The organism is Streptomyces altiplanensis, from assembly GCF_053591575.1.
Window position 1 is genome coordinate 110059 of the sequence record NZ_JBSFUB010000008.1, and the last position, 13928, is coordinate 123986.

Consider the following 13928-nt stretch of genomic DNA (forward strand, 5'->3'; position numbering starts at 1 on the left):
CACCGTGGAGGAAACCGCGTGAACGAAGTCGTGCACATCGGGGGAATCACCCCGGCGCCACCCGACCTCCAGGAGTTGCTGGGAAGGGTGGCCCGCGGCGACCGGGAGGCCTTCGGCCAGGTCTACGACGCGGTCTGCGGCCCCGTACTGGGCCTGGTGCGCGCGGTGCTCCGCGACCCGGCCCAGTCGGAGGAGGTCACCCAGGAGGTGCTGATCGAGCTCTGGCGGGGCGCCGCGCGCTTCCAGCCGTCCCGCGGCTCGGCCATGACGTGGGTCCTCACCCTGGCGCACCGGCGGGCGGTGGACCGGGTACGGTCCGCCCAGGCATCGTCGGACCGCGAACGGAAGGCGGCGCTGCTGGAGCACACACCCGCCTTCGACGAGGTGACCGAGGAGGTGGAGAGCCGGCTCGAACGCGAGCAGGTACGGCGCTGTCTGCGCACCCTCACCGAACTGCAGCGGCAGTCGGTGACGCTCGCCTACTACCGGGGACTGGCCTACCGCGAGGTGGCCGAACTGCTGGCCGTACCGCTCGGCACGGTCAAGACACGCCTGCGCGACGGACTGATCCGGCTGCGCGACTGCCTGGGGGTCGGCGCATGAGCACCGCGGAGCTGCACACGCTGACCGGGGCGTACGCGCTGCACGCCCTGACGCCCGAGGAACGCGCCGAGTTCGAACGGCACCTCAAGGACTGCCCGTCCTGCGCGCAGGAGGTGCGTGAACTCACCGCCACCGCGGCGCGGCTGGGGCTCGCGATGACCGTGACACCGCCCGCCGTCCTCAAGGAGGAGGTGATGCGGCGGATCACCTCCGAACGCCAGGACCCGCCCGAGGTTCCCCTGTCCACCCGGGTGCCGTCCCCCGGGCGCCGGGGCCGCGCCCTGCCGCGCCTCGTGCTCGCCGCCTGCCTGGCCGCGGCCGCCGCCTTCGGCGGGGTCGCGGCGTGGCAGCACCAGGAGGCGCAGGACGCCCAGGAGCAGGCACAGCGGGCGCAGCAGCGGTCCGAGGCACTTGCCGCGGTGCTCGCCGCGCCCGACGCCAAGGTCACCACGGGAAGGATCGCGGACGGCGTGACCGGCACGGTGGTCGTCTCGCGTGAGCGCGACAAGGCGGTGTTCCTCGCCTCCGGGATGCCGGAGCCGCCGCGCGGCAAGGTCTACCAGCTGTGGTTCGACGACGGCGCGATGCGGTCCGCCGGGCTCATGGACCGGTCCGCGCTCTCGGGGTCCGCGACGGCGGTACTGATGGACGGCCCGGTCGGCACGGCCCGCGGGATGGGCATCACCGTCGAACCGGCGGGCGGCTCGGCGCAGCCCACCACGGCTCCTCTGGCCCTGATGAACTTCCGGACCGCGTAAGAGCGCCGCCCGAGGACGTACAGGGACATGCAAGAACATGCAGGGATACAAGGACACAAAGACGCACAGGACAAGGACAGGGAACACCCGCATGAGTGCTGTTGCCGTCGTGCTGTTCACCTCGGACCTGCGGCTGTACGACCAGCCGGTACTCCGCGCGGCGCTGCGCCGGGCCGACGAGGTGGTGCCCCTGTTCGTCCTGGACCGGGGCGTGGCCCGGGCCGGCTTCGACGCGCCCAACCGCCGCGCGTTCCTGGCCGACTGCCTGGCCGACCTGGACGCCGGACTGCGGGAGCGGGGCGGACGCCTGGTGGTCCGTACCGGCGACGTGGTGGAAGAGGTCGGCCGGGTGGTGGCCCGGTCCGGGGCCCGGGAGGTGCACCTGGCGGGTGGCGCGAGCCATTACGCGGCACGCAGGGAGGAACGGCTGCGCGCCGCTCTCGGGAGCGTGCGCTGCGCACTGCACGTCCACGACGCCGTGGTCACGGCGGTTCCCCCCGGGCACGTCACACCGGCCGGCAAGGACCACTTCGCTGTCTTCACGCCGTACTTGCGCAAGTGGGAAGCGGCCGGTGTGCGCGATGTGATGGCGGCGCCCCGGTCGGTGCGGGTTCCGGACGCGGTCACCGGCGATCCGCTGCCGTCGCGCCGGACTGTCACGGGAACGTCGCCCGGCCTCGCCAAGGGTGGTGAGAAGGAGGGCCGTGAACGGCTGCGTGCCTGGCTGGCGGACGGCATCGAAACGTACGGGGAACGCCAGGACGACCTGTCGGGGGACGCCACTTCACGGCTCTCCGCACATCTGCACTTCGGCTCTCTCTCCGCGACCGAACTGATCCGCCGCGCACGGCGCAAGGGCGGTCCGGGCGGGGACGCGTTCGTACGCCAACTGGCCTGGCGGGACTTCCACTACCAGGTCCTCGCGGCCCGTCCCGCCGCGTCGTGGACCGACTACCGCACGCGCGGTGACCGCTGGCGCACGGACCAGCAGGAGATCGCCGCCTGGCGGGAGGGCCGCACCGGATATCCCGTGGTGGACGCGGCCATGCGCCAGTTGCTGCACGAGGGGTGGATGCACAACCGCGGCCGGCTGCTGGTGGCGAGCTTCCTGGCCAAGACGCTGTACGTCGACTGGCGTGTGGGCGCCCGGCACTTCCTGGACCTGCTGGTGGACGGAGACGTCGCCAACAACCAGCTCAACTGGCAGTGGGTGGCCGGCACCGGGACCGACACACGCCCCAACCGGCTGCTCAACCCACTGGCACAGGCCGCCCGCTTCGACGCCAAGGGCGACTACGTGCGGCGCTGGGTGCCCGAACTCGCCGGCATCGCGGGGGCGGCCGTCCACCGGCCGTGGACGGTGACGGGACCGGAGCGGGCCCGCATCGACTACCCGGAGCCGGTCGTGGACCTCGCTGAGGGCCGCGCCCGCTTCGAGCGGGCACGCGGCCTGGACTGACCCGCGCCGCGCCCTCGCGAACCGCTTGCCCGTACGGGAATTGACCAGATCGGACGGACGACCAATCCGCAGCCCCCGCGGCACCGAATACCGGGTGTGAGCAGAGATCAGGCAGCAACGGGAGCGCGGTCACCGACCGCACTCCCCCGGCTGCCGAGGACTGCGCCGTACAGGCCCCCGGACCGTCGGCGAACGGGTGCTTCCGCCGGTATCCCGGCACCTCTCTGCGCGTATGCACGTGTCCCTTGAAGGAGAACACCATGAACACCACCCGTTTCCAGCGTGTCGCCGTCGTCGTCGCGGGCGCCGCGCTGCTGCCCCTTTCGCTGACCGCGTGCTCCAGCGACGACGGCAAGGACAGTGACGCCGCCGCCTCGCCGGCCGTGGAGCAGACCTCCGACGCGTCGGACGCCGCGTCGGGCAGCAACGCGTCGGCCATGGAGCAGCCGTTCGGCCCCGCCTGTGCGACGGTCCCGAAGGACGGCGCGGGCAGCTTCGAGGGCATGGCCAAGGACCCGGTGGCGACGGCCGCGTCGAACAACCCGGAGCTGTCCACCCTGGTCAGCGCGGTGAAGAAGGCCGGCCTGGTCGACACGCTCAACAACGCCGAGAACATCACGGTGTTCGCCCCCACCAACGACGCCTTCGCGAAGATCCCCAAGGCCGACCTCGACAAGGTCCTCAACGACAAGGAGACCCTCACCAAGATCCTGACCTACCACGTCGTGGGCGAGAAGCTCACGCCGAAGCAGCTCGGGAACGGCTCCTACGAGACGCTCCAGAAGAGCGAGCTGACCACTTCCGGCTCCGGTGAGTCGTACAAGGTCAACGGCACCTCGAACGTCGTCTGCGGCAACGTTCCCACCGCCAACGCCACCGTCTACATCATCGACACCGTCCTGATGCCCAAGTAACCGGCTGAAGGAGGGCCTGGGCACCTCACGCCGGCCGGACGGCCGGACACCCCGGACCCGTATCCGGTTCCTTCCACCCGGCAGGACCCGGATACGGGTCCTGCCGCTCGTCCGCCGCCGGCAGGCCGCCGCACCGCGGCACGAGGTGGTACGGGACAGCGGTCCGCGCGCCTACCGGGCCCGGACCGTGGCCAGCACCTCCCGGTCCGGCTGAAGCGTGAGCGCCGGCACCGGGCGTATCTCGCCGGGGTCGACATCCAGGTCGAAGCGCCGCGCCAGCACGGCCAGTACCAGCACGGCCTCGACCATGGCGAACCGCGCCCCGAGGCACGCCCGGGGCCCGCCCCCGAACGGGAACCACGCGTACTCCGGTATCCCGTCGCCGCCATCGGGGTCCCACCGCCCGGGCCGGAACTCCTCCGGTTCCGGGAACCACCGGGCGTCCCGGTGAGTGGCCCACTGGCTGCTCCACACCCGCGTCCCCGGAGGCAGCGGCAGCCCGCCGATCCGCGCACCCTCCTTGGCGACCCCGGTGAGCAGCCAGATCGTCGGGTAGAGCCGCAGCGTCTCCTTCACCACCGCTTGCGCGTAGGTCAGTCGCGCGTAGTCGTCGAAGCCCGGCTCGCGGTCACCGAGCACCCGGTCCAGTTCGCCGGCGAGAGCTTCCCGCACCCCGGGGCTGCGCGCGAGCAGGTACCACGCCCACACCAGCGTGCTGCTGGTCGTCTCGTGCCCGCCGATGTACAGGGTGACCGTCTCGTCGCGTATCTCCTCGTCCGAAAGGCGCGCCCCGGTCTCGTCCCGCGCGGCGAGCAGCCTGCTCAGCAGATCGGGGCGTTCCCCGTCGCCCTGCCGGTGTTCCGCGACGACCCGGGCGACCTCCGCGTCGATGACCGCGGCGGCCCGCCTGATCCGGGACCGCCCGCGCGTCGGCACCCAGTCCGGCAGCAGCGCCCCGATGCCGCTGAACTCCGCGCCTATCTCCCGCTGCGCGACATCCCTCGCCCGCCCGATCGCCCCGGCGTCGGCGTCGGTGTCCGCGCCGAAGATGGTGCGGACCGCGATCCGCTGCGTGAGAGCCGCCATCTCCCGCTTGATGTCGACCCGTTCACCGTCCGACCACCGGTCGGCGAGCTCCACCGCGCACCCCGCCATCGTGGAGGCGTACGACCGCACCTGCTTGGGGCGCACCGACGGCTGCACCAGCGACCTCTTCCGCCGCCAGTCCGGCCCCCGGGCCACCACCACCCCGTTGCCCATGACGGTACGGAACGCGATCCCGAGGTCCGGCTGGTCGAAGGTCCGCTCCGTCTCCGTCATCAGCTCGCCGATGTGCCGCGGATCGGCCAGGAACAGTGACGGCTTGGGCCCGAACCGCCAGCGCACCATGTCGCCACGCGCCCGCAGCTTTTCGAAGAAGGCGAGCGGATCCTTCCCGAACTGCGGCAGATTGCCGAGGACCGGCACCCCGCGCGGCCCCTCCACGGTCGTCACGGCCTTCTCCCGCCCCGGTCCCCGCCTCTGGGCCGGCCCCTGCCCCTGCGCCCGCGCGTCGGCGGCCGCACCCGTGCCCGTGGTCATGACGGTCTCCCCTGTTCGGACGGCGCGCGTCGTGTCGTGCGCTGTGCATGACCCCATGGAAGCGCACGGGTCCGACACCGCACCACCCCTGTGGATAACTCCCAACCACACGCCTCACAAGCCTCGTTGGCCCCATACGCACGAATGCGCCGCCCCCTCGAGGGGGCGGCGCACCATGGCGGAGACAGGCGGACCGGACGGGGCCGTCAGCCCACCGACGAGTACGCGACAACGCCCCGCAGCACGGCGTCCACCGCCTTGCGCGCGTTCTTCGTGACCGTACTGCCTTCGGCCGAGGACGGCGCGGCCGCCGCGATCTGCCCCAGGACGTCGATGACCTGCTTGCACCAGCGGACGAAGTCGCCCGCAGGCATCTCCGCCTCGCGCAGCACCTCGTCGAGTCCCTTGCCGGAGGCCCACATGAACACCGCCCAGGCGAAGCCGAGATCGGGCTCGCGCTGCCCGACCCCCTCCGCCTGATTGATCTTGAAGTCCTCCTCCAGGGCGTCGAGCCTGCCCCAGATGCGGACCATCTCGCCCAGCGCGTTCTTCGCCGCCCCACTGGGCACCTTCGGCGCGACCGCGTCGTCCGCCTGACGCGCCTCGAAGACCAGCGCCGAGACGCAGGCGGCCAGTTCGGCCGGATTCAGTCCTTCCCACACGCCCTCGCGCAGGCACTCGGACGCCAGCAGGTCGAGCTCGCCGTAGAGCCGGGCGAGCCGCTTGCCGTGCTCGGTGGCCGCGTCGCCGCGCAGGTAGTCGAGCTCGGTCAGCAGCGCGTAGATCCGGTCGAAGGTACGGGCGATGGTGTTCGTCCGTCCCTCGATGCGCCGCTCCAGCTGCTTGGTGTCGCGCTGGAGCCGGTAGTAGCGCTCGGCCCAGCGGGCGTGGTCCTCGCGCTCGTCGCAGCCGTGGCACGGGTGCGCGCGCAGCGCGGCGCGCAGTCGCGCGATCTCACGGTCGTCGGCCGCCACCGCGCGCTGCTTGCGGTGCCGCTCCGGCGCGATGTGCCCGGCCTTGGTCCGCAGCGCGGAAGCCAGGTCACGGCGCGACTGCGGACTGCGCGCGTTGAAGGACTTCGGAATCCGCATCCGCTCCAGCGCCTCCACCGGCACCGGGAAGTCGATCGACGCGAGCCGCTTGACCTGCCGCTCGGCGGTCAGCACCAGGGGCCGCGGCCCGTCGTGCTGATCGAATCCGCGGTGCCCGTTGGCGCGCCCGGCGGGCAGCCCCGGATCCAGCACCAGCGCCAGCCCCGCGAACTTGCCGGTGGGCACATGGATGACATCGCCGGGCTTGAGCTTCTCCAGCGACGCGGCCGCCGCGGCCCGCCGCTGCGTGGCGCCCTGCTTGGCCAGCTCGGTCTCGCGGTCCTTGAGTTCACGGCGCAGCCGCGCGTACTCCTCGAAGTCTCCGAGGTGGCAGGTCATGCCCTCCCGGTAGCCCTGGATGCCCTCTTCGTTCCGCTGGACCTGCTTCGAGATCCCGACGACCGACTTGTCGGCCTGGAACTGCGCGAAGGAGGTCTCCAGCAGCTCGCGCGAGCGGTGCCGCCCGAACTGCTGCACCAGGTTGACCGCCATGTTGTACGACGGCTTGAAGCTGGAACGCAGCGGGTACGTCCGCGTCCCGGCCAGGCCCGCGAGCGCGCCCGGGTCCATGCCGCGCTGCCACAGGACGACCGCGTGTCCCTCGACGTCGATGCCGCGCCGCCCGGCCCGGCCGGTCAGCTGGGTGTACTCACCGGGGGTGATGTCGGCGTGCTGTTCGCCGTTCCACTTGACGAGCTTCTCCAGCACCACCGAGCGGGCCGGCATGTTGATGCCGAGCGCCAGCGTCTCGGTCGCGAAGACCGCCTTGACCAGCCCTCGCACGAACAGCTCTTCGACGACCTCCTTGAAGGTCGGCAGCATGCCGGCGTGGTGCGCGGCGATGCCCCGCTCCAGGCCTTCGAGCCATTCGTAGTACCCGAGGACGTTCAGGTCCTCGCCCGGGATGGACGCCGTCCGCTCCTCGACGATCTCGCGCACCAGCTGGCGCTCGTCCTGGTCGTTGAGGCGCAGGCCCGCGTACAGACACTGCTGTACGGCGGCCTCGCAGCCGGCCCGGCTGAAGATGAACGTGATCGCGGGCAGCAGCCCCGCGCTGTCGAGCCGCTCGATGACCTCGGGCCTGGCGGGCGTCCAGATGCGGCTGCGCTGCCTGCGCTCCCGCTCCCGGTCCGCCTCCCGCATGTTCCCGCGGCCGCGGCCGCGCGCGAACGGGCTGCTGTTCTCCATCCGCGCCAGGCGCACCAGGTCGGGGTTGACCTCGCGCCTGCCGCCCCTGCCGTCGTCGGACTCCTCGAAGAGGTCGTACATCTTGCGCCCGGCGAGCACGTGCTGCCACAGCGGCACGGGCCGGTGCTCGGAGACGATCACCTCGGTGTCACCGCGGACGGTGTCCAGCCAGTCGCCGAACTCCTCCGCGTTGGAGACGGTCGCCGACAGCGACACCAGCGTCACCGAATCGGGGAGGTGGATGATCACCTCTTCCCAGACGGCGCCGCGGAAGCGGTCGGAGAGGTAGTGCACCTCGTCCATCACCACATAGGCGAGCCCGCGCAGCGCCTGCGAGCCCGCGTACAGCATGTTCCGCAGGACCTCGGTGGTCATGACGATCACCGGGGCGTCGGCGTTGACGCTGTTGTCGCCGGTCAGCAGCCCGACCTTGTCGGCGCCGTAGCGCCTGACCAGGTCCTGGTACTTCTGGTTGGACAGCGCCTTGATGGGCGTCGTGTAGAAGCACTTGCGGCGCTCGGCGAGGGCCAGGTGCACGGCGAACTCGCCGACGATGGTCTTGCCCGAGCCGGTCGGGGCGGCCACGAGCACGCCCTTGCCGGCCTCAAGGGCTTTGCATGCCTCGATCTGGAACGGATCCAGCTCGAAGTCGTACAGCTCACGGAAGGGCGCAAGCGCGGTGGCCTGCTCGGCGGCGCGGATCCGGGCAGCGGCGTATCGCTCAGCTGGGGAAAGGTCCTCTGTCATCTTGTCTTCGAGCCTACCCGCCACGTATGACAGTCAGCCGGATCTTTAATCGACAACCGCAGACCCACCAAACGCCCGGGCCGCGCCGGTTCTCCCGGCGGACCCCACGAGGTCAGGTGACGTCGTCGTAGCCGTTCAGCTGCTTCGCCCCGGATCCGACGCTCTCGGCGCCCGCCTGCTCGGGCAGGGCACGCGCGGCGGGGACGGTTTCGACCGCGCCGACCGCCTCCGGAGTGAGGTCGAGCTCCGATGCCTCGTCGTCATCCAACTCGGCGTCGGGGTTCCTGCGGGCCCGTCGCTTGTCGTTCAGCAGCGAGAATCCGACCGCCATGAAGTAGAAGACGGTGATCGGTCCGGCCAGGGCGAGCATGCCGATCGGGTCGGTCGTCGGTGTGATCACGGCGCCGAAGAGGAAGACACCCATGATCACGCCGCGCCACCACCTGAGCATGCGACGGCCGGTGAGTACGCCCGTGAGGTTGAGCATCACCAGCACCAGCGGCAGCTCGAAGGCGAGGCCGAAGACGAGCACCATCCGCAGGGTGAAGTCGAGCACGTCCCCCAGGGACAGGATGTTCGCGGAGCCCTCCGGCGTCAGGCTGATGAGCACCTTCACGCTGACGGGGAGGATGAGGTACGCGAGGTACGCGCCGGCCGAGAACAGCGGCACAGCGGCGCCGACGAACGCGTACGTGTACTTCTTCTCGTTCTTGTGCAGCCCCGGCGCCACGAACGCCCAGAGCTGGTACAGCCATACCGGGCTCGCGAGGACGAGGCCGGCGGTGAGACTCACCTGAATGGTCACGCTGAAAGGAGCCATCAGCGTGTTGAAGGAGACGATCGCGCAGTTGCCGCCGTCGCTGGTGACGTTCGGCGGGCACTTCGGCACCGACTGCGTCAGGAACGACATGAGCTCTTCGCTGTACACGAGGGCCACAATCGTGACCACCATGATCGCGAGCAGGCCCTTGGCGAGCCGGTTGCGGAGCTCACGCAGGTGCTCCACGAGAGGCATGCGCCCCTCGGGGTCCTTCTCCAGTTTGGGGGCAGACTTGAGCAACCCACGTCCTCATCTCGTGCGGCAGGCGGTCCCCGCTCTTCGCGGCGCCTGCGGCGGCCCAGGTGTCAGCGCTTGGTCGTGTCGGTCGGCTCGGCCACGGGGCGGCTCGTCACGTCGCCCGGCGCGGCCTTGATCGTACGAGGCGCGGGCGCGGTCTGGTCCTGGGCGGTGCCCGTCGCGTGCGGCGGCGGGTCGGCCGGGGCGCTCTGGTCGTCGTCCTTCTTCATCGCCTTGGCCTCGCTCTTGAGAATGCGGGCCGACTTGCCCAGCGAGCGGGCCATGTCCGGGAGCTTCTTGGCACCGAACAGCAGGATGATGACGACGAGGATGAGAATGATCTCGGTGGGGCCGAGCCTACCCATAGCTTTTTACCTTCTTCACCGAGGCGACAGGGAGTCTGATGCCCGACCGGCCGGACGCTTGTCCGGTCGCCGCGCTGGCTGCGATCGTAACCCGTAGGAGTAAACGCAGGGCAATGCCCATGCGTACTTCGAATTGCGGCCCGCGCCTCGCTCATGGAGCCGCTCCACCAGCGTACGCCCCGGCCGATCACCGGTGGAGACCGCGCTTCCTACCGCCAGGATTCGCCACTGCGCGCCAGGTTCCCGGCCGCGCGCTCCAGGTTTTCCGCGGCTGCGTTGATCTCCGCCGAGGTGACGGCGACCTGGCGGCCCAGGCGCTGGACCTCCAGGAACACCCTGATCGCCAGGACGCCGAGTACGGCGAGACCACAGAAACCAAGAGCGATTGCGAGCATGGGCCAGAGCATGCGCAGAGCCTAGACGGTCAGACGGTGGAGTGGAGTCGCAGCGTCCGCACGCCGCCACCGGTGAGGAGCTCGACGATCCGCTCACCCGCCGGCTTGCGGACCGCCGCCTCGCACTCGGGGCAGGTGAAGGAGTAGAAGGTCGTACGGCGGCTGGCGCCGATCGCGAGGCGCAGTGAACCCGCGGACAGTTCGAAGCGGGCGCCGCAGTCGGGGCAGCCGGCCTTGAAGAGGACCGGACCCACCTGGGTGGGGATACCGGGCAGTAGCGACATGTCCACCAATCTCCTTACGCCTGGCCGGAGCCCTCGTACGCCGCGAGCGCCTCACGGGCCGCCTCCCGCGCGCTGGCCGCAAGCTCCGGGGGCGACACGATGTGCCCGTCCCCGCCGAGGCGCAGCGCCAGCCGTCGCAGCGAGGCCGGTTCCGGTGTGCGCAGGGTGATCCGCAGACCGCCGTCGGGCAGCTCTTCCGCGCTGTCGTGCGGGTAGTACTCGGCGACCCAGCGGCCACCGGGCCCGACCTCCACCACGACCTCGGGGTCGTCAGCCGAAGGCTGGACCAGCCCCTCCGACAGGTCCCGCAGCTCGATCTCCGGCGGTACGGACGGCTCGTCGAGCAGTCTGATCTCGGCGACCCGGTCGAGCCGGAACGTACGCCGCGCCTCGGAGTGCCTGCACCAGGCCTCCATGTACGTGTGGCCCACGGCGAAGAGCCGGATCGGGTCCACCTCGCGCTCGGTGAGCTCGTCGCGCGCCGGAGAGTAGTAGCGCAGCCACAGCCGGCGGCGCTCCGAGATCGCCCGGTCGACCTCGGCGAAGACGCCCCCCTCGGACTCGAAGGTCACCGACAGCCTGGAGCTGGCGCCCGCCGCCTCGCCCGCGGCGGCCTCCAGCTTCGCCGTGGCACGCAGCAGCGCCTGCCGGTCGCCCTCGCGCAGGCCGGGAAGGGTGGAGACGGCACGGGCGGCGACGAGCAGGGCGGTGGCCTCGTCGGCGGCGAGCCGCAGCGGCTCGGCGACGTCGTCGGGGTTGTGCCACCAGATCCGGTCGCCGTCGGTGTCGATGTCGAGCAGGTCGCCGCCCCGGAAGCTCGTTCCGCACATGGGCAGGACGTCGAGGTCGGAGATCAGCTCGTCCTCGGTGATCCCGAAGGCGCGGGCGACATCACTGACGTGCGCGCCGGGGCGCTCGCGCAGGTACGTCACCAGGGAGAGCATCCGCCGGGTCTGGTCGATCGCGTTCGTGACCATGAGTCGTGGTCCTCTCAGTCCTTGGCCACGGCGCGCAGCCGGTCCACGACGTCCGCCCGCAGGTCAGCGGGGGCCAGTACGACGACCTCGGGGCCGAGCTCGACGAGCCCCGCGTCGAGCCCGTGGCCGTACGGAATCTCCAGCTCGTCCCAGCCGTCGCCCAGGTCCCGCACGGCCGTGGCCCTGGACCGCAGCGGATAGCCGGAGCCCGAGCGCAGCCTGATCCGGGCCGTGCGGGTGGCGGTCTCGCCCGCCCAGCTCTCGACGGTCTCGCGCACAGTCACGACGTCCGGCACCTCGGCGGTGAAGGACCCCGCGCGGGAGCGGACCTTGCCGGTGATCCGGGAGAGCCGGAAGACGCGCTCGGCGCCGCGCTCGCGGTCCCACCCCGCGAGGTACCAGTGGCCGCGCCAGCATTCCAGCGTCCACGGTTCCACGTGCCGGGTCTCGGCGCGGGCGGCGTTCGCCTTGCGGTAGTCGAAGACGACGGGGCGCCGGTCGCGGCAGGCCAGCATCAGCGGTTCGAAGGCCGTCTCGTGCACCGGAATCCGCGGTTCGAGGGCGCTGTGGTGGCCTTCGTACGGGTCCTCCGCCTCCGGCATGCCCGCTGCGCGCAGCTTCTGCAGCGCGCCGCTGGCGGCGCCGGCGAGGCGGGCCTGCTGCCAGACCTTGGCCGCGAGGCCGAGGGCGGCGGCCTCCTCGGCGTCGAGGGTGATGGGAGGGAGCCGGTTGCTGTCGCGGCGGGCCAGGTAGCCGACGTCGCCGTCGAGGTTCTCGACGGTCTCGATGACCAGACCGAGTTCGCGCAGATCGTCCTTGTCGCGCTCGAACATCCGGTTGAAGGAATCGTCGGTGCCGGCCTCCAGGTAGGCCTCGATGGACCCCCGCAGTTCCCGCTTGCTGAGCGGGCGCCGGGTCCCCAGCAGGCACAACGCCAGATTCATCAACCGTTCGGCCTTGGCAATCGCCATCGGCACCCTCTCTCTTGCTCTACGACCCTCGACCGTACCGCTCCGGGGTGTCCCGGCAAAAGCCGAGGGTCCATGCCGGACGGCATGGACCCTCGTACCTCGTACCGCTCGTACCTGATCAGACCGCGACGAGGTCGCAGACGAAGATCAGCGTCTCGCCCGGCTTGATGGCGCCGCCGGCGCCCTGGTCGCCGTACGCGAGGTGCGGGGGAATGATCAGCTCGCGGCGACCGCCGACCTTCATGCCCTGCACGCCCTGGTCCCAGCCGGCGATGACGCGGCCGGCACCGAGCGGGAACTGCAGCGGCGTGCCGCGGTTCCAGCTGGAGTCGAACTCCTCACCGGTGGAGAAGGACACGCCCACGTAGTGGACCTTGACGTTCTGGCCCGCCTGAGCCACCGCGCCGTCGCCCTCCCAGATGTCCCTGATCTGCAGGTCCTTCGGCGGCTCGCCACCCGGGAAGTCGACCTCGGGCTTTTCGATGCTCACGGAAAATGCTCCTCTGTACTACGAACTGGGCAACCTGGACAGTCTTACATCACCGCGAGAATGTCCACCTGGAAGACCAGCGTCGAGTTCGCGGGGATGGCGTCCTGCTTCTTGTCGCCGAAGGCCTGGTCCGGCGGGATGACGAGGAGCACACGGCTGCCGGCCTTCTTGCCGACCAGGCCGTCCTTGAGGCCCTTCAGGGTGACCTGCGGGAGCGCGAACTGCTGGGTCTTGCCCTGGGCGTAGGTGCTGTCGAAGAGCTTGCCGTCCTTCCAGATCAGCCCCTGGTAGGCGACGGACACCGTGTCGGTGGCCTTGACCTTCGCGCCGTCGCTCTCCAGCACGTAGCTGGAGACCAGCTTCTTCGGCGGGTCGGACTTCTTCGGCACGGTGACCTTCGGCGCCTTGCCGTCGGTGTTGGTGCCGATCTTGGGCAGGTCGATGTTGTCCTGCGCCACCTCGCTGCCCTTGGCGGACGTGGGGATGGACTTGGCCTTCAGGATGTCCACGACGAAGACCAGGGTGGCGTTGGGCTTGATCGTGGGGGGCTGGCCCTGCGCGCCGTAACCGTCCTCCGGCGGGATGACGAGCTGGACGCGGCTGCCGACCTTCTGGCCCTCCAGGCCCTTGTCCCAGCCGGGGATGACCATGCCCGCGCCGAGGGTCAGCGGGAACGGCTGCTTGCGGTCGAAGCTGTTGTCGAAGGGCTTCGTGGAGTCCCACTGCTGGCCGAGGTAGTTCACCTCGATGGCGTCACCCTTCTTGAGGGTCGCAGCATCGTCCTTGCCCTTGCTGAGGACCTCGGTATTGAGTTCCTTGGGCGGGTCGCCCTCCCCCTTGGCGAGGGTCGGCTTCTCGCCGAACTTGGCGCCCGCGGTGATCGCCGGCACTCCGTTCTTCGACGAGGTGGAGTCGGAGCCCTTGTCGTCGTCGCTGCCGCACGCCGCTGTCGAGAGCAGCAGCAGGGGGACGACAAGTAGGCCGGCAAGTCGGCGCACGTGTTCCTCAGATCTCAGACGGCACAGTAGTGCCCGCCACTCTAAGGCGT

The 13928-nt window shown here is 70.7% G+C and carries 14 protein-coding genes; 4 read left to right on the plus strand and 10 right to left on the minus strand.

Annotation, left to right across the window (positions count from 1 at the left end; genetic code table 11):
• Window positions 1-18 precede the first annotated feature (18 nt).
• The 4 genes from ACWD0Y_RS06105 (at window position 19) to ACWD0Y_RS06120 (ending at window position 3734) form a co-directional block, all read left to right on the plus strand.
• A complete protein-coding gene (locus tag ACWD0Y_RS06105) occupies window positions 19-603 on the plus strand; it encodes a sigma-70 family RNA polymerase sigma factor (protein ID WP_450259253.1) in 585 nt (194 codons plus the stop codon).
• Window positions 600-1361 (plus strand): anti-sigma factor, encoded by a 762-nt coding sequence (locus ACWD0Y_RS06110; protein WP_450259254.1) that lies wholly within the window; start codon window positions 600-602, stop codon window positions 1359-1361. The genes ACWD0Y_RS06105 and ACWD0Y_RS06110 overlap by 4 nt, the downstream gene beginning before the upstream one ends.
• Window positions 1362-1452: 91 nt before the next feature.
• Window positions 1453-2820 (plus strand): cryptochrome/photolyase family protein, encoded by a 1368-nt coding sequence (locus tag ACWD0Y_RS06115; protein WP_450259255.1) that lies wholly within the window; start codon window positions 1453-1455, stop codon window positions 2818-2820.
• Between the two features lie 260 nt (window positions 2821-3080).
• On the plus strand, window positions 3081-3734 hold the full coding sequence (locus ACWD0Y_RS06120) for a fasciclin domain-containing protein (protein ID WP_450259256.1): 654 nt from the start codon (window positions 3081-3083) through the stop codon (window positions 3732-3734).
• 171 nt (window positions 3735-3905) lie between these two features.
• Here ACWD0Y_RS06120 and ACWD0Y_RS06125 read toward each other — a convergent pair whose 3' ends face one another.
• The 10 genes from ACWD0Y_RS06125 to ACWD0Y_RS06170 form a co-directional block, all read right to left on the minus strand.
• The gene (locus ACWD0Y_RS06125; protein ID WP_450259257.1) at window positions 3906-5315 is read right to left on the minus strand and encodes a cytochrome P450; all 1410 of its coding nucleotides are present in this window, start codon (window positions 5313-5315) and stop codon (window positions 3906-3908) included.
• 206 nt (window positions 5316-5521) lie between these two features.
• Window positions 5522-8341 (minus strand): DEAD/DEAH box helicase, encoded by a 2820-nt coding sequence (locus tag ACWD0Y_RS06130; RefSeq protein WP_450259258.1) that lies wholly within the window; start codon window positions 8339-8341, stop codon window positions 5522-5524.
• Window positions 8342-8453: 112 nt separating this feature from the next.
• Window positions 8454-9356, minus strand: a complete 903-nt coding sequence (tatC, locus tag ACWD0Y_RS06135; protein ID WP_450259281.1) for a twin-arginine translocase subunit TatC — start codon at window positions 9354-9356, stop codon at window positions 8454-8456.
• 110 nt (window positions 9357-9466) lie between these two features.
• The gene (gene tatA, locus ACWD0Y_RS06140) at window positions 9467-9763 is read right to left on the minus strand and encodes a Sec-independent protein translocase subunit TatA (protein WP_450259259.1); all 297 of its coding nucleotides are present in this window, start codon (window positions 9761-9763) and stop codon (window positions 9467-9469) included.
• 209 nt (window positions 9764-9972) lie between these two features.
• Window positions 9973-10170, minus strand: a complete 198-nt coding sequence (locus ACWD0Y_RS06145; protein ID WP_450259260.1) for a hypothetical protein — start codon at window positions 10168-10170, stop codon at window positions 9973-9975.
• A gap of 17 nt (window positions 10171-10187) precedes the next feature.
• Window positions 10188-10442: a hypothetical protein gene (locus tag ACWD0Y_RS06150; RefSeq protein WP_176710134.1), complete on the minus strand. Its 255-nt coding sequence runs from the start codon at window positions 10440-10442 to the stop codon at window positions 10188-10190.
• 14 nt (window positions 10443-10456) lie between these two features.
• Window positions 10457-11419 (minus strand): helix-turn-helix transcriptional regulator, encoded by a 963-nt coding sequence (locus ACWD0Y_RS06155; protein WP_450259261.1) that lies wholly within the window; start codon window positions 11417-11419, stop codon window positions 10457-10459.
• Window positions 11420-11433: 14 nt separating this feature from the next.
• Complete coding sequence (locus ACWD0Y_RS06160) at window positions 11434-12390, minus strand: helix-turn-helix transcriptional regulator (protein ID WP_450259262.1); 957 nt, start codon at window positions 12388-12390, stop codon at window positions 11434-11436.
• 118 nt (window positions 12391-12508) lie between these two features.
• Window positions 12509-12880, minus strand: coding sequence for an FKBP-type peptidyl-prolyl cis-trans isomerase (locus tag ACWD0Y_RS06165; RefSeq protein WP_093801651.1), 372 nt, complete (start codon window positions 12878-12880; stop codon window positions 12509-12511).
• Window positions 12881-12924: 44 nt separating this feature from the next.
• On the minus strand, window positions 12925-13878 hold the full coding sequence (locus ACWD0Y_RS06170; protein ID WP_450259263.1) for an FKBP-type peptidyl-prolyl cis-trans isomerase: 954 nt from the start codon (window positions 13876-13878) through the stop codon (window positions 12925-12927).
• Between the last annotated feature and the right edge of the window lie 50 nt (window positions 13879-13928).